Source organism: Streptomyces sp. NPDC001492 (assembly GCF_053597275.1).
Genome location: NZ_JBSFHW010000041.1, coordinates 76,547 through 98,335, shown reverse-complemented (window position 1 = coordinate 98,335; position 21,789 = coordinate 76,547). Strand labels below are relative to the sequence as shown.

Here is a 21,789-nt window from a genome sequence, read left to right as displayed (position 1 = left end):
GGGGTCTGGGCTTCCACCAGGCGTCGGGCGCGGGTGAGTTGATCGCCACGCCCGACGCGGACATGCCGGTGATGTCCACCCTGGAGATCAACGCGGCCGTCACGGACACGCCGGACGGGCCCCGGCTCGGCGTCCGCTTCGGCTTCCCCGCGGGAGTGCTGTCGCAGGCAGAGGTGCGGGAGCTGGCCGACCTGTGGGGAACGGCCCTGGAGGGTCTGGCCCGTCATGTGGCCCGGCCCGGCGCGGGTGGTCTGACCCCCTCGGACGTACCGCTCGTCGCGGTCGGCCAGGCCGAGCTGGAGCGCTGGGAGCAGCGCCACCCGTCGCTGTGTGACGTGTGGCCGCCGACCCCGCTCCAGTCCGGCCTGCTCTTCGAGTCGATGCTCGCCGACACCACGCACGACGCCTACCACGTGCAGGTCGTCTACCGGCTCACCGGCACCGTGGACGCGCGGCGCATGCGGATCGCGGGCCAGGCACTGCTCGACCGCTACGACAACCTGCGCACGGCGTTCGTCTCCAACACGGCCGGCGATCTGGTGCAGCTCGTCCTCGACGAGGTCGAACTGCCCTGGCGGTTCACGGATCTGCGCGGCCTCGACGAGGCGCGGCGGTCCGAGGAGTTCGAGCGGTTCCTCGCCGCGGACCAGGCCGACCGCTTCACGCCGGCCACCCCGCCGCTGCTGCGGATGAGCCTCGCGCTGACCGGGCCGGACAGCGCCGAGCTGGTCCTGACCTCGCACCATGCGCTGCTCGACGGCTGGTCGCTGAGCATCCTGATGGGCGAGCTGCTCGCCCTGTACGGCTCCGGGGGCGACGCCTCCGCCCTGCCGCGGGCGCGTGCCTTCCGCGACTTCCTGGTGTGGGCGTCCGAGCAGGACGCCGAGGCCTCCGTGGAGGCCTGGCGGACCGAGCTCGCCGGGGTCGAGGACCCCACCCTGCTCGTGCCCGACCGCACCGTCGAGGCGGACCCGCAACGGGTGGGGCAGCGGGACATCCCGCTGCCGGCCGACACCGCCCGCGCCCTGGTCCGCTCCGCCGCCGACCTGGGCATCACCCTCAACACCCTGGTGCAGGGCGCCTGGGCGATCGTCCTCGCGGGCCTGACGGGACGCCAGGACGTGACGTTCGGGACGACGGTGTCGGGTCGTCCGCCCGAGGTGCCCGGCGTGGAGTCCATGGTCGGCCTGTTCATCAACACCCTGCCGGTGCGGGTGGAGCTCTCGCCGTGGCACAGCCTGCGGCAGGTGCTGACCGGGCTTCAGGACCGGCAGGGCACGCTGCTCGACCACCACCACATCGGCCTGACCGACATCTGCCGGGCCGCGGGTCTGAGCACACTGTTCGACACCGTCGTGGTCTTCGAGTCGTTCCCGATGGAACGTGAGGGCCTCGGTGACACCGATGCCCACGGCGGTATCGCCGTCACCGGAGTGTCCACCGGCAACGGCACCCACTACCCGCTGGGCATCGCCGCGGCGGCCGACGACCGCCTGCACGTGGTCATGGAATACCTGGAGGATCACGTCGGGCCCGCCGCGGCCGAGGACATCGCCGCACGCTTCGCGCGGGTCCTCACCCAGGTGGCGACCGACCCCGACATGCCCGTCGGCGCGCTCGACATGCTCCCGGCGGCCGAGCGGGAGCGGCTGCTCGCCGGACTCAACGACACGGCCGAACCCGTCGCCGAGGGCACGGTGGCCGACCAGTTCGAGCACTGGGCGGCCACGACCCCGGACGCCACGGCCCTGCTGTACGAGGACGAGCGGCTGACCTACCGCGAACTGGACGAGCGCGCCGAGCGGTTGGCGCACGCGCTGCGCGTGAAGGGGGTCGGGCCGGAAACCGTCGTGGCGGTGGCCACCCGTCGCTCGCCGGACCTGGTCGTCGCCCTGCTCGGCGTGACCAAGGCGGGGGGGATCTACCTGCCGGTGGACCACACCTACCCGGCCGAGCGGATCGCCTACATGCTGGGCGACTCCGGCGCCCGGCTCGCGCTGGTGGACGCCGCCGCGGCCGAGGTGCTGGCCGGGCACGACCTCGACACCCTGCGGGTGGACCGGCTTCCCGACACCGGCCCCGGCACGCCGGTACCGCGCGCCACCCGGCCGGACAGCGCCGCCTACGTCATCTACACCTCGGGCTCCACCGGGCAGCCCAAGGGCACGGTGGTCACCCACCGCGGTGTGGCGAGCCTGGTCGCGGCACACGTACGGCGGATGGCGGTCACCCCCGACAGCCGGATGCTGCAGCTGGTCTCGCCGAGCTTCGACGTCTCCCTGTGCGAGATGTTCACGGCGCTGCTCTCCGGCGCCGTCCTCGTCCTCGCCGACAAGGAGGACCTGGCACCGGGGCTGCCGCTGGCCCGCACCGTGGACCGGCACGGGGTCACGCACATGATGCTGCCGCCCTCCCTGCTCGCCGCGCTCCCGGCGGGCTCGCTGACCGGCGTGGTCTCGCTGCTGGTCGGCGGTGAGACGCCGCCGCCCGAGCTGGTCGCCCAGTGGGCGCCGGGCCGCCGGATGATGAACGTCTACGGGCCGACCGAGACCACCGTGTGCGCCACCATGAGCGCGCCGATGGCCCCGGACGACCGGGTGTTCCCGATCGGCACGCCCATCCACAACACCCGCCTGTACGTCCTGGACGCGACGCTGTCACCGGTCCCGCTCGGAGTGCCCGGCGAGCTCTACATCGCCGGGCCGGGGCTGGCCCGCGGTTACCTCGGCAGGCAGGCCGTGACCGCCTCGCGCTTCGTGGCCTGCCCCTTCGGGGAGCCGGGGGAGCGGATGTACCGCACCGGCGACGTGGTGGCCTGGAACGCCGAGGGTGCGCTGGTCTTCCACGGCCGCGCCGACGACCAGGTCAAGATCCGCGGTTTCCGCATCGAACTCGGGGAGGTCCAGGCCGCGTTGACGGCACACCCCGGGGTCGACCGGGCCGTGGTGGTCGTCGACGACAGCGCCGGCGACCGGCGCCTGGTCGGTTACGTGGTGCCCGCCGGCGGCGCATCGGCACAGCCGGCGGAGCGCCTGGTGACCGACGTGCACGAACTGGTCCGGGAGCGGCTGCCGCAGCACATGGTCCCCGCGGCCCTCGTCGTCCTCGACGAGGTGCCGCTGACCCTGAGCGGAAAGGTCGACCGGCGGGCACTGCCCAGGCCGGACTACGCGGGAGAGCCGGCCGGCCGGGCGCCGCGTACCGCCCGCGAGGAGATTCTGTGCGGTCTGTACGCCGAGGTGCTCGGGCTCGACTCCGTCACCATCGACGACGGGTTCTTCGCCCGCGGCGGCCACTCCCTGCTGGCCTCCCGGCTGATCAGCCGTATCGGCGTCGTCCTCGGTGTCGACCTGCCGCTGCGCACGGTGTTCGACGCCCCGACCGTGGCCGAACTGGCCGCCTTCCTGGAGTCGGAGGGCGAGGCCGGACCGGCCGGCAGCCCGTTCGCCCCGGTCCTGACCATCAAGGCGCACACCGGCGGCGGCCCGGACGCCGGATCCGAACCGCTCTGGCTCGTCCACCCGGGCGGCGGCATCTGCTGGCCCTACCTCGGATTCGGCGGCCGGCTGCCGGAGTTCGGGACGATCCACGGCATCCAGGCGAAGGGATTCGACGGGGAGGGCCCGCTTCCCTCGTCCCTCGACGAGATGGTCCTGGACTACGTCGAGGAGATCCTGGCGATCCAGCCGCAGGGGCCGTACCACCTGGCGGGGTACTCCATCGGCGGCACGCTCGCCCAGGCGATCGCCGCGCGGCTGCAGGGCCGGGGCCACGAGGTGGCGTTCCTGGCCATGCTCGACTGCGTGCCGGGCGACTACCTGGCGACGCAGCCCGCACCCACCGCGAGCGCGCTGCGGGAGTACTTCCGCCAGCACCTGACCGGCATGGCCGGCTCGCAGGACTACGAGACCTTCCTCGACAACGCGGTACGGGTGATCGTCAACCACACGTCCCTGTCCGGCGACTTCCGCTCACCCGTCTTCCACGGGGACGCGGTCTTCTTCAACGCCGTGCCCAACCCCGACGGGACGCACGGCGACCGGTGGAAGCCGTACATCACCGGGTCCATCAAGCAGTACGACATCGAGACCACCCACCACGAAATGATCAACGCGGAGCCCGCCGCCGACATCTGCCGGATTCTCGGCCGGGAATTCACCGCACGGACCGGCCGGTCAACGGAAATGGAGTGCGACACATGAGCAGCAACCCCTTCGACGACGAGAACGGCGAGTTCCTCGTAGTGGTGAACGACGAGGACCAGCACTCGCTGTGGCCGGCCTTCGCCGAGGTGCCGGCGGGCTGGCGGACCGTGTTCGGCACGGCGGGCCGGGCGGAGTGCCTGGCCTACGTCGAGGAGCACTGGACAGATCTGCGGCCCAGGAGTCTGCGGGCCGCGATGGCCGCCGAGAAGTAGCCCAGGGTCCCGGGAACCAGAGAGGAAACCCCTTCCCATGTCGATAGTCATCGAGCGGTGGAACGTCCACCCGGGCAGCACCTGGATGCGCGGAGTCCGGCCCGAGAAGCCCGTCGAGTTCAACGAGGAGCTCGGCGCCTGGTGTGCCTACGGCTACCGGGAGGTGCAGCAGATCCTGGCCGACCACGAGACGTTCTCGGCCAGGACGGCCGACCTCGCCGCGGTGCAGGTCGACGAGAAGTTCATGGCGGGTGACATCTCCCAGATGGATCCGCCGGAGCAGACCATGTACCGCAAGCTGATCGGGCGGGCGTTCAGCCCCCGGATCATCACCAACCTGGAACCGCAGATCCACAAGGTCACCGGTGAACTGCTGGACGCGGTCGACGAGAAGGGCAGCTTCGAGCTGGTCGCCGATCTCGCCTATCCGCTGCCGGTCCGCATCATCGCCGACCTCCTCGGCGTCGACGACCTCGACCTGTTCAAGGGTGCCGCGTTCGACATCGTCGAGAACATGGCGGGCATCGACTTCGTCGCCGGCGGAGAGAACGCCGAGGAGCAGATCCACAGTGCCGAGCAGCGTCTGCAGCCCCTGCTCGACTACATGCTCGAACAGGTCCTGGAGCGCCGCCGGAGCCCGCGCGAGGACCTGCTGACCTATCTCACGCAGGTCGAGGAGGAGGGCAACCGGCTCACCGACAACGAGATCGTCAACGTCGCCAACGTGCTGCTGATCACCGGCCACATCACCAGCACGATGATGCTCGGCAACACCATGGCCTGCCTGGACGCGGAGCCCGACAAGCTGGCGCGGGTGCGCGAGGACCGCTCCCTGGTGCCGGGCGCGGTCGAGGAGGCCTTGCGGCTGCTGCCCCCGGCCGCGGTGCTGTCCCGGGGCACCCTCAGGGACGTGGAGATCGGCGGCGTCACCATCCCCAAGGGCCAGATGATCCTGCCGTGGGTGGCCGCGGCCAACCGCGACCCGCTCCAGTTCGAGCGGCCCGACGAGTTCCTCCCGGACCGCAGCCCCAACGACCACGTCGTGTTCGGTCACGGCGTCCACTACTGCCTGGGCACCCGGCTCGCCCGGCTCGAGGGCAGGATCGCGGTCAACGCCCTGCTCGACCGCTACCCCGACTTCCGCTCCGACCCGGACCGTCCGACGGAGTTCTTCCCCTCCCCGGACATGGTCGGCGTCCGCTCGATGCCGGTGCTGCTCGACAGGTAGTCACCGACTGGCCGCGGGCCAGGAGTTCGGCTCAGCGCCCGGTCGGGATGTCCCGGCCGGGCGCTTCCGCATGCCCGGCCGCGGGTGCCCGGGCGCACCGATAACGAAGCGATAAGGGCACTTCGTAACGTCGTCGGCGTACGAGCAAGGAGCCCCCCACGACGACGGGAGTCACTTCTCGTAGGCGCATACGCGTCGTCGTTTGCCGAACCCCGTGCACGTCGTATGAGAAGGAGAAAGCCGTGACCCAGCTGAAGCGTCGAGGGGATCGATGGTTGATCCTCGGCGTCGTCTGCCTGGTGCAGCTCGTCGTCATCCTCGACAACACCATCCTCAATGTCGCCATCCCCTCCCTGACCAAGGAACTCGGCGCCACCACCTCCCAGACCCAGTGGGTGATCGGCGCGTACTCGCTGGTCCAGGCGGGCCTGCTGATCACCGCCGGCGGATTCGCCGACCGGTACGGGCGCAAGCTCACCCAGATGCTGGGCCTCGCCTTCTTCGGGGCCGGATCGCTCGCCGGAGCGTTCGCCACGGAACCCGTCCAGCTCATCGCCGCCCGCGCGGGAATGGGCATCGGCGGCGCCCTGCTGCTCGCCACCAACATGGCGATCATCGTCCGCACCTTCGACCCGGAGGAGACGCCCAAGGCGCTCACCGTGATCATGGGTGTGGCCTCGCTCGGCCTGGCGCTGGGGCCCGTCATCGGCGGCGTCCTGCTCGCGCACTTCTGGTGGGGCTCGGTCTTCCTGGTCAACGTGCCGGTCTGCTTCATCGGCCTGGTGGCGGTGGCCAAGCTGGTCCCGGAGTCCAAGGACCCGCACGGCGACCACCCCGACCTGCTCGGCGCGCTGCTGTCCACCGTCGGCATGACGGCGATCGTCTACGCGGTCATCCAGGGTCCCGAGTACGGCTGGACCTCCGGCCGCACCCTGCTGACCGGCTTCGGCGGAGTGTTCGTCATGGCCGCCTTCATCCTCTGGGAGCGCCGCACGCCGCACCCGCTGCTGGACATGTCGTTCTTCGCCAACCCCCGCTTCCGCGGCGCCGTCTCCGGCGGTGTGCTGGTCGCGTTCGGCCTGTCCGGTTCGCTGTACCTGCTCACCCAGCACCTGCAGTTCGTGCTCGACTACGACCCGCTCGAGGCCGGCCTTCGCCTCATGCCGATGGCGCTGACGCTCGTCGCGCTCAACCTCACCGGCGTGGGTGTGCGGGTCACCGCCAAGCTGGCGCCCCCGGTCGCCACCGGGCTGGGCCTCGCCCTGATGGCGGCGGGTCTCGCCTCCATCGCGGTGCTCGGCCGCGACGGCTCCTACCCGGGCATCCTGCTGGGTCTGGTGCTGATGGGCGCGGGCGTCGGCTGCGCCAAGCCGGCGATGGCAGGTGCGGTGATGACCTCGATCCCGCCGGAGAAGGCGGGCGTCGGCTCGGGTCTGATGGGCACCATCAGCGAGGTCGGCAACTCGCTCGGCGTCGCCTGCCTGGGCGCGGTGCTGACCGTGGGCTTCGCCGGAGCCCTGCCGGCCGGCGTGCCCGACCGTGCCGCGCGTTCCCTGCCGGACGCCGTCGCGGCGGCCGGCCCGAACGCCACGCACCAGGTGCACGAGGCCTTCGCGGACAGCCTGACCACCGCCCAGCTGATCGGCGCCGTCGCGGTCCTGCTCGGCGGTCTGGTGGCCTCCTGGCTGCTTCGACAGGGCGGGGCGGGGGAGCCGGTCGGTACCGAGGAGGCCGACGCGGCCGAACAGGAGGCGGTCGCGGCCTGAGCCGGACCGGCTACGAGTCCATCCCGACCGCTCATCCCCGCGCAGCCCGTGGCCCACCCCCCTCCGTGGGCCACGGGCTGCGCTTCACACCCAGCTGAGGGCATCGTCATGCAGGTCTTCGACACTCCGGAACCGATCCTCGTCACCATCGAACTCAACGTCGGAGACGTGCGGATCACCGCGGGCGACCGCACCGACACCACCGTCGACGTTCTCCCCGCCGACCGTGGGGACTTCCGCGGTCTGGTGACCGCGGCCGAGGCCGTCGTCACCTGTGACGGCGCGGAGCTGCGCGTGTCCGTCCCGCCAGCGGGCGACCTGCCCCGCGGCGGCGGGGCCGTGTCCGTCGCCATCGAGGTTCCGGCCGGCTCCGCCGTGCACGGCAACGCCCTCGCCGCCGACTTCCACGGCACCGGCCGGCTGGGGGAGTGCCGGATCGCCGTCGACTGCGGCCACATCCGTCTCGACCGGACGGGATCGCTGCACCTGGGCACCCTGCTCGGCAACGTCACCGTGGCGCGGGTGTCAGGCGACGTCGAGGCCGTCGCCGAGAGCGGTGACGTGCGCATCGGCACCGTGGAGGGCAGGACGCTGCTCACCCGGACACAGGGCGCCACGCACCTCGGTGAGGTGGTCGGCGACGCGCACGTGTCGGTGCGCCGCGGGGACGTGCGCATCGGCCGGGCGCACGCGGGGGTCGACATCCGGGCCGAGCAGGCCGACATCGGCGTCCACGAGGCCGTACGGGGACCACTGGCGCTGGAGGCCGAGGCCGGGACCATGGAGATCGGCATCCCCGACGGCGTCGGCGTCCGCCTCGACCTCCTCGCGCGTTCCGGCACCGTCTACCGGTCCCTGGACCTGCTCGGCGGCGCCGCACTTCTCGCGGATGCCGACAAGGACGTCGAGGTGCGAGCCCGCACCGGCACCGGCGACATCGTGGTCCGCCGGGCGGTCCTCGACGCCGACGGGGAACCGCCTTTCTGACAGAGAGCCGAAAGAAAAAACGTCCCGTCGACAGGACAGCGCACGGCGACGAACTCCCGAGCATTCCGCGATGTATTGCCGAAAAACTTCATTCCCTGGTGGTGAGCGGATACGGCGGCCTACGATGGCGTCGAGCCGGAAAGATATCCAGGGTCTGTTGACCGCTTGCGGCAGTCGTTCCAACAATGTGAATGCGGCCGTCATGACGGGGTGGCCGGACTTATGGGCCAGTTGCCGTACTTTCCATCAACGGAGGAATACCGTGACCGAATTCGCTGACCGCTGGGGTTTCGCACCGGACAAATTCTGGCTGCGCGGCGAGCGGCCCGACCAGCCAGTCGAGTGGCGCGAGGAGCTCCAGCGCTGGGAGGTGTACGGCTATCCCGAGGTCAACGAGGCGCTGAGCAACAACGACGGCTACTCCGCCGACTCCGGCAAGCTGTTCAACTTCGACGAGGAGACGGCGAAGTACTTCGACGGCGACCTCGCCCAGATGACCGGGGTCGAGCACGCGAACGTCCGCAAGCAGGCCGCCCAGGCATTCGACCCGAAGTTCATCGCGCGCCTTGAGTCCCGGGTCCGTGACCTGGCCAACGAATACGCCGACACACTTGAGAAGTTCGCCAAGTTCAATCTGCTGAGCGACTTCATCGACCATGTCGCCGGCATCGTCTTCAGTGAGCTTCTGGGCATTCCCGCCGAGGACCGGACCATGTTCAAGCTGGTCGACCAGAACATGGACCAGGAAGCCCAGATGACGCAGGTCGGCGAGGGCACCGAGGACGGCTACTTCGAGCAGCTGACCAAGCCCCTGCAGCCGCTGCGCGAGATGCTCGGCACGCATGTCGACGCGAAGACGAAGGACCCGAAGGACGACCTGATCAGCCTGCTGAGCCAGGTCACGAAGGTCGACGGCAGTCTGATGACGCGGGACCAGATCATCAACTTCATCATCGGCATCCTGGGCGCCGGCCATCTGGCCACCCCGCTGCTGGTGGGCAACACCATGCTGTGCCTGGAGTCGTTCCCGGAGCAGTACGCGCTGGTCAAGTCGGACCACTCGCTGATCCCGGGCATGATCGAGGAGACGATGCGCTTCCTCACCCCGGGCGCCGCCTCCTACCGCGCGACCCTCCAGGACGTGGAGCTCGGCGGCAAGCAGATACCCAAGGACTCGCTGCTGCGCGTCTACCTCGGCGCGGCCAACCGCGACCCGCGCCAGTTCACCGATCCGGACACCTACGACGTGACCCGCAGCCCCAACGCCCACCTCGGCTTCGGCCGTGGCGCCCACTACTGCATGGGCGGGCAGATGGTTCGGGTGGAGACCCGCGTCGTGTTCGAGGTCCTCTTCACCCGGTTCCCGAAGCTGCGGGTCGACCCGGCCATCCCGCCGCTCTTCTTCAACTCGCCCGACTTCACCGGCGTGCGCTCGGGAGGCATGCACGTGCGCATCGACTGATCCGTGCCTCCCCGCACAGCGAGAGGTGCTCCCCGACGGCGGGGAGCACCTCTCGCTGTGTGCGTGGCGGGAACCGGCCGTCAGGGGCGGCGCCGGTAGGACCGGCCGGCGAGGTTGACGGCCTCGACGGCGCCTGCCGCGTCTCGTGAGAAGACGCCGCGCATGCCCGCCAGCGGGCCGGTGAGGACGATGTACTGGTCGTCGGCGTCGGGCAGCAGACCGAACTCGGACGGCTCGAACTCGGGGGCCTTGCCGATGACTTCGCGTGCCTGCTCGGTGACCTCGAAGCCGAGCAGCAGTCGCTCGTCCCGTGCGCTGATCACCGCGCGGCCCGTGGCGGTCTCGTAGACGCCGACGAGTTCGCTCGCCCGTGCCTCGTCGAAGGGGAGCGGCTCCGGGTCGCGCTCGACCAGCCCGAGGTAGGTCTCCAGCGCCCAGCGCACCACGTCCTGGTTGTAGGGGATGCCGTTCGGGCCCGCCGTCCCGACCGAGACCACGGCGAAGTCCTTCTCGGGCACGAGCAGCAGCCAGGAGTACTGGCCGACCATGGAGCCGCCGTGGCCGGCCGTGGGGACACCGTCGACGGTACGCAGGAACCAGCCCAGCCCGATGCCGTCACCGAAGTAGTCGCCCTCCACGTCGGTGGTCGACTCCCGCATCAGCGTGAGCAGTTCGTGTGGCAGGACGCCCTCGCCGTCGGAGAGATGGAAGCGGGCCCAGCGGAGCTGGTCGCCGAGGGTGGAGACGAGGCCGCCGGACGGGTCCGCGTAGCGCTCCGGCAGCCACTCGGTGGTGATGTCGAGAGTGCCGTCGGCCTGCGCGGCGTGCCCCATCGCCACGTGGCCGGTCAGTTCCTCCGTCATGAACGCCGCCGTCGTGAGCCCGACCGGTTCGAGGATCAGCGACCGCATGGCCTCGGCGTACGGCTTTCCGGTCAGCTTCTCCAGGATCAGGCCGATCACGGCGAAGCCCGCGTTCTTGTACGCGGCGTGCACGCCGGGCGGGTACTCCACCGGCAGGTCGGCCATGCCGGCGACGAACCGCTGGAGGCTGTCGTCCCCGCCCTCGGGCAGATAGTCGCTCCATCCGCCGGTGTGGTTGAGCAGATGCGTGATCGTGAGGGCGGCGGTCGCGTCCTCGTCCGAGAGCCGGAAGTCCGGGAGGTAACGCCGCACCGGCGCGTCGAGCTCGACCCTGCCGTCGGCGACCAGGCGCATGAGCGCGGTGGCGGTGAACGTCTTGGTGATGGAGCCGAAGTGGAAGAGGGTGTCGGGGCCGAGCGGCCGGGCATCCGCCACGCTGGTCGGGCCGTGGAAGGCGTAGCTCTCCTCACCCCCGGCGAAGACGGCGACAGCGGAACCGGGAATTCCGTATTCCGCCGCCTTGGCCGAGATGAACTGAGAGAGCCGGGTGTCGGTCATGTTTCCTCCAGGCATCACGCAACAGCGAACGAGCGTATCGGTACGGCCAGTTGAGGGACGGGCATCCCGCCACAACGGCAGGGCCCCGGCCCTGCCGCGGGGGGCGGCGGGGCCGGGGCCGTCGGCCGGGCTGCGGGGGATCAGCCGGCCTTCTCGGAGACCTCCCGAAGGAGGGGGCGCAGGGAGTCGGCGGACGCCGTGAGGATCTCCTGGACCTGGTCCAGCTGCTCCCCGGTGAGGGAGCGGCCCCGGGCGGAGTCCTGGACCTGCTCGGCGAAGCGCTCCAGCATCCGCTTCAGGAGCCGCTGGGTCTCCTTGGCGTCCTTGCCCTTCGACCCGCCGCCCAGGTAGCCGGTGCTCCGGCGCATGGAGGCGCGGATCCGCTCGTCGATGTCGGCCTGCACCGCGGCCTCCAGGCCCTCGCCGGTCCACTGCTCCAGGGCCGCCGTGGTGAGCTCCTCCTTGAGCTGCGCCTTGATGTCCTTGGCCTGTTCTTTCGCCTGCTTGCGCATGAGGGGTACCTGCTCCTTCAACTCGGTGCGGATCTGACGGCCGAGAGCGGGACGTTTGCCCGCGGCCACGGGGGTGAGGTGCTCGGACAGTGCGGCGACGGTCGGGTGCTGGAACAGCCGGCGGATCGTGGTCTCCAGGCCCAGCGTCCGGCGCATCCGGCCGAGGATGCGGGTGGCCTTGAGCGAGTTGCAGCCCAGGGCGAAGAGGTTGTCGTCGATGCCGACCTCGTCGACGCCGAGTACGTCCGCGATCAGGTCGCAGACGGCCTGCTCCTGTGCGGTGCGCGCACCGCGGCGGCCGTCGTGGGACGGGCCGGCGTCCGGTTCGGGCAGCGCGTCCCGGTCGACGGTGCCGTCCGCCGCGAGCGGCAGCTCGTCGAGCGCGGCGAACACGGCCGGGACCAGGTGGTCGGGCAGGTGCTGCGCGGTGAACTCGGCCAGCTCCGCGGACTGTACGTCGCCGCCGCGCGCCGGCACGACGTAGGCGGTCAGTGCGGCCTCGCCGTCGACCTCGCGCACGACCGCCGTCGCCCGGGAGACGCCCGGGTGGGCCGCCAGCACGGCCGCGACCTCGCCGGGGTCCACCCGGCGCCCGCGCACCCGCGGCAGACGGGATTGCGGGTCGACGTACTCGAGCGTTCCGTCCGCGCACCAGCGCACCAGGTCCCCGGTGCGGTACAGCCGGCCGCCGAACGGGCCGCAGGGGTCGGCCACGAACCGCTCGGCCGTCAGGCCGGCCCGGCCGTGGTAGCCGCGCGCCACCTCGCCCGCGACGTACAACTCGCCCGTGACGCCGGTCGGTACGGGCCGCAGCGCCGAGTCCAGCACGCGGACCCGCACACCCCCGAGCGGGGAGCCGAGCGGTCGGCGCACACAGGTCGCGTCCGTCTCCCGCGGTGCGGTGAACGCCATGGCGTGCGCCGCCTCGGCCGGGCCGTGGGTGCCGACCACCTGCACGCCCGGTATCGCCTCGCGCAGCCGTCGTACGAACGAGCCGGGCAGCGTGTCCCCGGTGAGGACGACCCTGCCGACGTAGATCACGCCCGGGGACCGGTCCAGCACCTGGGCGAAGAACGGAGCGACGGAGCTGATCACGTCACCGGTCCAGCCCCAGTCCTGTCCCAGGGAGCCGAGGTCGGTCGGGATCCTGACCGAGGCGCCGGAGCACAGCGCGCCGAGGACCTCCAAGGCCATCGCGTCGTCGTGCGGCGACGCCGCGAGCAGCCGCGTCCCGCCGGACAGATCCGCCTCGGCCGCGAACCGCAGCGCCGCGTGGGCCAGCGCGTGGTGGCCGACCGCCACGAGCGGGCCGTCGCCGCGCGCCGGACGGCGCAGCCAGGCGAGGTGGAGCGGGGCCAGCGGCTCGGCGCGGTCCTCGTCGGCCGGGTCGGCCTCGTCCGCCGGCGCGGCGGGCCGGGCGCCGAGCGTGTCGACGTCGGCCTGTGTGACGACCTCGGCCGTCTCGGCGGGGACGGCCCCGCCCGGCTCGGCCAGGACGAACGCGGCCCCGGACTTCAGGGCCCCCAGCAGTGCGACCGCCAGCTGGACCGAGCGCGGCAGGGCGAGGGCGACCACGGTCTCGGGGCCGACGCCCCGCCGGATGAGCCGGTGCGCGAGACGGTTGGCCCAGGTGTTGAGCTCCCGGTAGGTCAGGGACACCCCGTCCGCGCACACCGCCTCCGCGTCCGGTGTCGCGGCGGCCTGCCGTTCGACCAGCACGGACAGGGCGGCGGCCGTCCGGCGGACGGCGGTCCGCTCACGCTCGGGGGCGATCAGCACGTCGACCGTGCCGACGGTCCGCGCGGGGTCGTCCGTCAGCTGGCGCAGCACCGCCTGCAGCCGGGCGGCGATGGTCCGCACGGCGTCGGCGGTGAGGACGTTGCGGTGGTACTGGAGGGTCAGGGACAACTCGCCGTCGGTGTGGACGATCAGTGCCAGCGGGTAGTTGGCGGCGCCCTCGGCGTGCATCCCGGTGACCTCGATGCCCGCCGCGGTGCCGGCGTCGGCGAGACCGACGCGGTCCACCGGGTACGACTGGAACGCCACCAGCGTGTCGAACAGGGCGTCCACACCCAGGTCCTGGTGGATCTCGGCGAGCCCGTAGTGGTGGTGGTCCAGCAGCTCGAACTGCCGTTCCTGCAGGCGGGTCAGCAGCTCGGCGAGGCTGTCGCCGGGCGTGAGGCGGACCCGTACCGGGAGGGTGTTGATGAACAGCCCCACCATCGACTCCACGCCGGGCAGGGTCGCCGGACGGCCGGAGACGGTCGCGCCGAACACCACGTCCGGGCGTCCGGTGAGCGCGCCGAGCAGCACCGCCCAGGCGCCCTGCACCAGCGTGTTCACCGTGACGCCCAGCTCCGCGGCGCGCCGCAGCAGCCGGCGCGTCTCGTCCTCGGACAGGCTGACGCGTTCCTCGGCGGCGCCCAAGACCTCGCCGCGTGGTGCGCGCGCCGCGAGGAGTGTCGGCTCCTCGACCCCGGCGAGTTCCTCCTTCCACGCCTTCGCCGCGCCGTCGCGGTCCTGCCGTGACAGCCAGGACAGGAAGTCGCGGAAGTCGCGGACCGGGGGCAGTCCGCGGGCGTCGCCCCCGGAGGCGTACAGGCGCAGCAGGTCCTGCAGCAGGATCGGTTCGGACCAGCCGTCGACCAGTACGTGATGGGTGGTCAGGACCAGCTCGTGGTGGCCCTGTCCGCACCGCAGCAGGGTCAGGCGCAGCAGTGGCGGGCGGGTGAGGTCGAAGTGCGTGGCGTAGTCCTCGGCGAGGAACCGCCGGCGCGCCTCGTCGCGCCCGGTTTCGGAGAGCGTGCTCAAGTCGATCTCCTGCCAGGGCAGTTCGACGTCGTCGACGACGAGCTGCAGCAGGTTGTCGTCGGCGTCCTCGACGAAGGCCACGCGCAGATTGGCGTAACGGTCGAGCAGGGCCTGCCCGGCCGCGCGCATCCGGGCCGCGTCGACCTCGCCGGCCAGGCGGATCACCGTCTGCATCTGGTAGGCGTCGTAGCCTTCGGCGCTCAGTGTCGACTCGAAGAGGATCCCGGACTGCAGGGAGGTCAGCGGCCACACGTCCGAGAGCGTCGGGTAGCGCTCCTGGAACTCCCTGAACCGTGCGGAGCCGGCGTCCGTCAGCGGAGCGGAGGGCGCGGTGTCCGCGCTGTGGTCCCTGCGCGTCGCGACCCGGGCGAGCGCGGCCACGGTGCGGCACTGCAGGATCTGCCGCGGGGTGACCTCCAGGCCCCGGGCGCGCGCCCGGGTGGCGACCTTGATCGCCTTGGTGCTGTCGCCGCCCTCGCGCAGGAAGTCGTCGTCGACGCCGGTCCGCCGCACGCCGAGCACCTCGGCGAAGGCGCCGGCCAGGATCTCCTCCCACGGTGAGGACGGTGCCCGGTAGGGGGCGGAGGCGAAGGTCGGCTCGGGCAGGTGCAGACGGTCCAGCTTGCCGTTCGGGGTGAGCGGCAGCCTGTCGAGGAACATGACGGCGGCGGGCACCATGTACGCGGGCAGCCGGTCGGCCGCGAGGGCCAGCAGCGGCTCGGTGCCGACGGCGGTCTCGGCCACCACATAGGCGATCAGGCGGTCGGAGCGGGCGACGACCACGCACTGCCGTACGTCCGGGTGGGAGCGCAACACGGCCTCGATCTCGCCGAGTTCGACGCGCAGGCCGTGGATCTTGACCTGGAAGTCCTTGCGGCCGATCAGCTCGATCAGGCCGTCGGGGCCGAATCGTGCGAGGTCGCCGGTGCGGTACAGGCGCTCGTCCGCCACCACGTCCCCGTACGACCAGTCGAGGAACCGCTCGGCGGTGCGCTGCGGCTGGTCCAGATAGCCGCGGGCCAGACCCGTGCCCGCCAGGTACAGCTCCCCGGGCACCCCCTGCGGTACCGGCTGCAGGTTGTCGTCGAGGATGTACGTGCGCTGGTTCGCCATGGGGCGGCCGTACGGGATGCTCGTCCACTGCGGGTCGGTCTTCTCCACCTCGTAGAGAGTCGAGTGGATGGAGGACTCGGTGGCCCCGCCCATCACGACGAACCGCAGTCCGGGCGCGAGGGCCTGGATTCGGTCGGGCAGCGTGACCGGGACCCAGTCGCCGCCGAGCAGCGCCAGGCGCAGCTGCGGCAGCGGCTCGGCGCCGGTCTGCTCCAGGTGGTCGGCGAGCAGGTTCAGCAGCGCCGGGGCCGAGTTCCACACCGTGACGTTCTCGGCGACGAGGAGGCGGGCCCAGTGCTCGGGGTCCTTCGCGCGGGCGGCGTCGGGCACGACCACGGTGCCGCCGGCGATGGTCAGGCCCAGGAACTCGTAGACCGACATGTCGAAGCTGGGCGAGGACAGTGCGAGCACCGAGTCCCCCGGGCCCACGCCGTAGCGGGTGTTGAGGTCGGCGATGTTGTTCAGGACGCCCCGGTGGCGCAGCGCGATCGGCTTGGGCGCACCCGTCGAACCCGAGGTGTGGATGATGTAGCACAGGTGGTCGGGCGAGGCGACGCGGCCCGGGTTGTGCGCGGGCTCAAGGGCCAGGGTGTCGGCGTCGCGGTCGAGCAGGATCAGCGGCGGCCCCTGTTCGCCGCTGGTGGGCAGGTTCGCGGCCAGCTCCGTGCGGCTGATCATGACGGTGCAGGAGGTGCCCGCCACCATGGCCGCGATGCGCTGCGCCGGGTAGTCCGGGTCCAGGGGCACATAGGCGCCGCCCGCCTTGAGCACGGCCAGCTCCGCGATCAGCAGCTGCGCCGAACGGTCCAGGCACAGTCCGACCCGCGCGTCCGGGCCCACGCCCAGGGAACGCAGGTGGTGGGCGAGGCGGTTGGCCGCCTCATTCACCTGACTGTAGGTCAGTTTCGTGGCCCCCTCGACGACGGCGACCGCGTCGGGTGCGGCGTCCGCGCGGGACTCGAAGGCCTCGTGCAGGCAGCCCTGGCTCGGCAGCTCGGTCTCGGTGCGGTTCCACTCCACGAGGGTCAGGTGCAGCTCCTCGTCGGTGAGCAGTCGCAGCCGGCCCACGACGTGCTCGGGGTGGCGCAGTCCGTCCACGAGCAGCGTGCGGTAGTGGCCGAGCAGCCGCAGCGCGGTGGAGCGCTCGAACAGCTCGGGGTCGTAGTGGAGTTCCGCCTTCCGGTCGTGCACGACCAGGTGGAGCTCGAAGCGGTCGCCGTCCGGGGCCCGGGTCGCCCCGGCCGTGAAGCCGGCGGGGCACTCTCCGGTCGCGTCCGCGACGGTGCTGTGCGCGGCCAGGTCCCGCAGCGTCGACTCGCCGGTGATCTGGAAGCGGAACTCGCCGCTCGTGGTGGCGAGGGCGATCCGGTCCTGGCCGGTGTAGCGGTGGAGCACCGCCGCGAAGGCGGCGGCCAGGACGGGCTCGCGCACAGACCGGGAGTCCAGGTCGGTGCTCTCCACGGCCGAGCACCGGGGAGCCGTGCCGGGGCGGCGCGGCCGGTCCGTCGGCACGAGCGCCGGGGGCCAGGGCGGTGTGCCCGGCGCGGGCCGGGCCTCGGAGGCAGGGTGGTGGTCGGTCATGTTCCGACTCCGATCAGGGAAACCGGGGCACGGCCGGCGGTGTCGATGGGCAGGGGATGACGGGAGCACAGCCACTGGACCTCCGCACGGACCTGGGCGACCAGCGCCGGGTCGATCCGGTACTCGGTGTCCGACAGCGCGGTGGTTCCGGCGAGGACGGTGTGCAGCAGCTGGGCGCAGACGCGCATCTGGCCGGGGTCCATCCCGCGCTGCGCCAGGATGTTGGTGCCCAGCCGCAGACCGCTGGTGACCAGGGGCGGCTTGGTGTCGCCGGGGATGCGGTTGCGGTTGGCGAGGATGCCGCACTCCTCGAGGGCGCGCTCGGCGACCACACCGCTCAGGCCGAAGTCCGTGACGTCGATGAGGACCATGTGGTTGTCGGTGCCGCCGGTCAGGATCCGGTGGCCGAGGACGGAGAGTTCCCGGGCCAGGGCACGGGCGTTGTGCACGATCAGCCGCGCCGTCTCCTGGAAGGCGGGGTCCGCGGCCGCGGCGAAGGCGCGGGCCTTGGCGGCGATGGACGCCGGGCTGGGCGTGCCCTGGGACTGCGGGAAGACCGCGCGCTGCATGAGCCGGTGCAGCGGGGTGCGGCCGTCGGGTCCTGGCGTCTTGTACTCGCGTCCGCTGAGGATCAACCCGCCGCGGGGGCCGCCCAGTTGCTTGTACGTGCTGGTGGTGGTGATGTGCGCGACGTCCACCGGGCTGGGGTGCCGGCCCGCCGCCACCAGGCCGGCGATGTGCGAGATGTCTGCGAGCAGATACGCCCCGGCGATGTCGGCGATGGCCCGGAACCGGGCGAAGTCGATCAGACGGGGGTAGGCGCTGGCTCCCGCGATCAGCACCCGCGGCCGGTGCTCCAGGACCAGATCTGTCAGCCGCGCGTAGTCGATGCGGCCGCTCTCGTCCAGGCCGTAGGAGACCGAGTGGTAGTGGCGTCCGGTCACCGAGGCCGGAGAGCCGTGGGTGAGGTGGCCGCCGGCGTCCAGGTCGAGGCCGAGCAGGGTGTCACCCGGGCGCATCAGCGCCGCGAGGACCGCCAGGTTGGCCGAGGAGCAGGAGTGCGGCTGCACGTTGGCGTACCGTGCGCCGAACAGCCGCTTGGCCCGTTCCACCGCCAGGTTCTCGACCGCGTCGAACTGCTGGGCCCCCGGATGGTACCGGGCGCCCGGATAGCCCTCGGCGGTCACGTTGGAGAGTGCGGATCCGCCGACGGCGAGAACGGACGGATCCGCGATGCTCGCCGACGCGATCATGGCGAGCGTCGAGTTCTGCTGGGTGACCTCGGCGTCGAGGAGCCCGGCGAGCTCGGGATCTGTGTGATGCAGGGAGACCATGCCGACCCGGAGCAGCTCTGCCTGCTCGCCGGTCCGGGTCAGGCCGCCCCGCGGCGTCGTGGGTGCCTGGGCAGCAACTGACTGCCGTGTCATCGCATTACCTCATCTCGTGCTCATGCCTCGAAGAATGGGAGTGCACGGTGCTTGGGTCTGTGGGGGGCGGTAGCGATCCGGATGCCGGGGTGGGGGTGTCCTCGCGGGAGCTTCAGTGGGTGCGGTCCTTGTTGAAGTGCTTGAGGGACCAGCTGAAGCCGAGGACGGTGACGCCGGCGCACCAGGCGGCGGCGACGTACCCGCTGTTGCCGATCGCGGTGCCGAACAGCAGGCCGCGGAGGGTCTCGATCACGGGCGTGAAGGGCTGGTACTCGGCGAAGTGACGCAGGCCGGCCGGCATGGTGTCGGTGGGGACGATGCCGGAGCCCACGAAGGGGAGCAGGATCAGCGGGAAGGGCGCGTTGGAGGCGGCGTCGAGGGTCTTGGCGGCCAGACCGACACCGACGCCGAGCCAGGTCAGGGAGAAACTCAGGGCGGTGAGCAGCCCGAGGACGGCGAGCCATTCGAGCGGGGTGGCGTTCGAACGGAAGCCCATGAGGCAGCCGACGGCGAGGACGGCGGCCATGGAGGCCAGGGTCTGGACGACGCTCGAGGTGGCGCGGGCGATGAGGATGGCCGGACGGAAGATGGCCATCGTCTTGAACCGGGCGATGATGCCCTCGGTCATGTCGATGCTGGTGGAGACGGCGGTGCCGATCATGCCGGTGGCGGCGGTCATGACGATCAGACCGGGCAGCACGTAGTTGACGTAGTCGTCGTTGCCGCTCGGCAGGGCGGCAACGCCCTTGCCCAGGACGTTGCCGAACACCTCGACGAACAGCAGCAGGAACAGCACCGGGATGCCGATGACGGAGAGCGTGGTGGTCGGGTACCGCAGCTGGTTCCTGATGTTGCGGCGCAGGAGGGTGACGGAGTCGGCGACCGCGTGGCTGGCGGTGCTCATGCCGGGACCTTCTTCCGGTCGGCGGGGCTGGGGTCGGCGTCGGCCGTGCCGCGGCCGGTGAGGGCGAGGAAGACGTCGTCCAGATCGGGGGTCCTCAGGGCCAGTTCGTCCACGGTGGCCACGTCCAGGCGGCCCAGGACGAGCTGCACGGAGGCGGCGCTGCCGTCGCTGGGCAGGCGCAGGGTGAGGGCGTCGTCGTCACGGGTGAGCGGGAGGCCGGCCAGGGCGCGCTCGGCGGTGGCCAGGCTGTGCTCGGTGGTGAACCGCAGGTCGATGCTGCCGCCGGGGATACGTCGCTTGAGCTCCTCGGGGGTGCCCTGGGCGACCAGGCGGCCGCCGTTGAGGACGGCGATCCGGTCGGCGAGCTGGTCGGCCTCCTCCAGGTACTGGGTGGTCAGGAAGATGGTGACGCCGTCGGCGACCAGGTCGCGGATCAGGTCCCACATGGTGCGGCGCACCCGGGGGTCGAGGCCGGTGGTGGGCTCGTCCAGGAAGATCACGCGGGGGGCGCCGACCAGGGTCATCGCCAGGTCCAGGCGTCGCTTCATACCGCCGGAGAAGGTGACCACCGGCTTCCGGCCGGCCCCGGTCAGGTCGAACTGCTCGAGCAGCCGCTCGCACCGCTCCCGTGCGACCTTGCGGTCCAGGTGCCACAGGCGGCCCATCAGCGCCAGGTTCTCCGCCGCGTTCAGGAACGGGTCGACCGCCGAGAACTGCCCGGTCACCCCGATGCTCGCCCTTACCCCGTCGGGATCCGCGGCCAGGTCGTGCCCGAGGACCGTCACCTCTCCGGAGTCCGGCTCGGTCAAGGTGGAGAGGATCTTCACGGTGGTGGTCTTGCCCGCCCCGTTCGGACCGAGCAGCGAGAACACCGAGCCCTCGGGGATGGACAGGTCCACCCCGTCGAGCACGTGGTGTTCCCCGTACGTCTTGCGCAGTCCCCTGGCCGTGATGGCCGCGCCCGTCCTGGGGCCCTGGGACGCTCTGGCCCGGCCAGCCGTCATGGCTTTCCTCCTGGAAATTGCGATCGTGTGTCAGCCCGTATTGCGAAGGGAAGTCGTGACCGGCCGCCGGGGCGGCGGAGTTCCTGTTCGCGACATGCGTCGTACTGCCTTGCGCAGGGCTATGGAAAGGTATGTGGCGGTGACCCGGGACAATTCACGGACCGCCAGGTCCAGATGAACGGGAATCATGGCAACTGCTCCATCAGTTCGGCGGTCGCACGGCGGTGGCCGCATGGGCTCTCACGGAAGGACAGCTCAACCCGGTCCCGGATGTCGGGCGTCTTCTCCTGGCTGAGCTTGAACATCGCGTCGGCACTGGAGACGGTGAACCGGAAGGCTCCGACGGCCGGCATGATCTCGCGGAAGTAACCGATGGACTCGGACATGTCCCAGCCCGTGCCGAACCGGTCCTCGAAGGCCCGCACGGTGGAGGTCACCACGCGCAACGTGTCCTCGTCCGGCATGCCCTCGTCGAGCTTCTCGATGGTGCCGCGTGCGTGCACCGCGGTGAAGTTCCAGGTCGGAGCGGCCGGCGAGACCTCGTAGAGCGTCGGCGACACATAGGAGTGCGGCCCGGTGAAGGTCAGCAGCACGGTGGCGCCGGCCCTGAGCGCGGCCCAGTGCGGGTTGGCCCTGTTCATGTGCCCGAGCAGCGTGGTGCCCGCCAGGCCCGCGGCCGGCTCGCCGGTCGTGCGCGGATCCGGAATCACCGGCAGGTGCGTGGCGAACGGGCCCTCGGCCTCCGTGCCGTTGCTCACCATCATCGCCAGCGGATTGCGGCGGATCAGTTCGAGCATCCAGGAGGCGTCTGGTTCGCGGTACAGCGGAGGAACGAACATCGGGGTACCGCCCTCTCGACTTCGGCGTGGATGTGTTTCTCGGTGGGTGTCCTGTTCGGTATGCCGAGAAAACTAGCCACGCGTTCTTTCGATGCGTTATCGATCGGGCTTCGGCAAACGGCTGTCCGAGGCGTCCCACGTGCGGGTCATTCGGAACCGGCCTTGCGATATACGCCTGGCCGATGTTCGACGGTGCCCAACGTGATGCGCCGGGAACCGGCCGGGAGCTTTGGCTGAAAAAGGTTCGATAACGAAAGGGAAACCCGCGCGAATAACGTCGTTCGCCGAGTGGTCACTGCCCCGGATCGAGGTCAGGA

At 71.3% G+C, this 21,789-nt stretch carries 12 protein-coding genes; 6 read left to right on the top strand and 6 right to left on the bottom strand.

Features of this window, described 5'->3' with window-relative positions:
- From ACWC1K_RS38395 to ACWC1K_RS38370, 6 genes are all read left to right on the top strand, one after another.
- The coding region (locus ACWC1K_RS38395; RefSeq protein ID WP_450837563.1) for an amino acid adenylation domain-containing protein at positions 1 to 4,202 on the top strand (4,202 nt) is incomplete at its 5' end.
- Positions 4,199 to 4,417: an MbtH family protein gene (locus ACWC1K_RS38390; protein ID WP_200701567.1), complete on the top strand. Its 219-nt coding sequence runs from the start codon at positions 4,199 to 4,201 to the stop codon at positions 4,415 to 4,417. The genes ACWC1K_RS38395 and ACWC1K_RS38390, both read left to right, overlap by 4 nt.
- A gap of 37 nt (positions 4,418 to 4,454) precedes the next feature.
- Positions 4,455 to 5,645, top strand: coding sequence for a cytochrome P450 (locus ACWC1K_RS38385; protein ID WP_450837561.1), 1,191 nt, complete (start codon positions 4,455 to 4,457; stop codon positions 5,643 to 5,645).
- Positions 5,646 to 5,887: 242 nt separating this feature from the next.
- The gene (locus ACWC1K_RS38380) at positions 5,888 to 7,411 is read left to right on the top strand and encodes an MFS transporter (RefSeq protein WP_450837559.1); all 1,524 of its coding nucleotides are present in this window, start codon (positions 5,888 to 5,890) and stop codon (positions 7,409 to 7,411) included.
- A gap of 108 nt (positions 7,412 to 7,519) precedes the next feature.
- Entirely contained in the window at positions 7,520 to 8,398 is an 879-nt protein-coding gene (locus tag ACWC1K_RS38375; RefSeq protein WP_450837557.1) for a DUF4097 family beta strand repeat-containing protein, read from the top strand.
- Between the two features lie 262 nt (positions 8,399 to 8,660).
- Positions 8,661 to 9,860 carry a cytochrome P450 gene (locus tag ACWC1K_RS38370; RefSeq protein ID WP_450837556.1) on the top strand — a complete coding sequence of 400 codons (1,200 nt, stop codon included), beginning with the start codon at positions 8,661 to 8,663 and terminating at the stop codon, positions 9,858 to 9,860.
- Positions 9,861 to 9,940: 80 nt separating this feature from the next.
- On the opposite strand, the gene ACWC1K_RS38365 is transcribed toward ACWC1K_RS38370, so the two are convergent.
- The 6 genes from ACWC1K_RS38365 to ACWC1K_RS38340 form a co-directional block, all read right to left on the bottom strand.
- Positions 9,941 to 11,281: a serine hydrolase domain-containing protein gene (locus ACWC1K_RS38365; RefSeq protein WP_450837555.1), complete on the bottom strand. Its 1,341-nt coding sequence runs from the start codon at positions 11,279 to 11,281 to the stop codon at positions 9,941 to 9,943.
- A 140-nt stretch (positions 11,282 to 11,421) separates the two neighbouring features.
- On the bottom strand, positions 11,422 to 17,298 hold the full coding sequence (locus ACWC1K_RS38360; protein WP_450837553.1) for an amino acid adenylation domain-containing protein: 5,877 nt from the start codon (positions 17,296 to 17,298) through the stop codon (positions 11,422 to 11,424).
- Complete coding sequence (locus ACWC1K_RS38355) at positions 17,295 to 18,632, bottom strand: serine hydroxymethyltransferase (protein WP_450837569.1); 1,338 nt, start codon at positions 18,630 to 18,632, stop codon at positions 17,295 to 17,297. Before ACWC1K_RS38355 ends, ACWC1K_RS38360 begins: the two co-directional genes overlap by 4 nt.
- Positions 18,633 to 18,837: 205 nt before the next feature.
- Positions 18,838 to 19,629, bottom strand: coding sequence for an ABC transporter permease (locus ACWC1K_RS38350; protein WP_450837552.1), 792 nt, complete (start codon positions 19,627 to 19,629; stop codon positions 18,838 to 18,840).
- Positions 19,626 to 20,633 carry an ATP-binding cassette domain-containing protein gene (locus ACWC1K_RS38345; RefSeq protein WP_450837551.1) on the bottom strand — a complete coding sequence of 336 codons (1,008 nt, stop codon included), beginning with the start codon at positions 20,631 to 20,633 and terminating at the stop codon, positions 19,626 to 19,628. The genes ACWC1K_RS38350 and ACWC1K_RS38345 overlap by 4 nt, the downstream gene beginning before the upstream one ends.
- Positions 20,634 to 20,818: 185 nt before the next feature.
- Positions 20,819 to 21,472, bottom strand: coding sequence for an FMN-binding negative transcriptional regulator (locus ACWC1K_RS38340; RefSeq protein ID WP_450837550.1), 654 nt, complete (start codon positions 21,470 to 21,472; stop codon positions 20,819 to 20,821).
- Positions 21,473 to 21,789 lie beyond the last annotated feature (317 nt).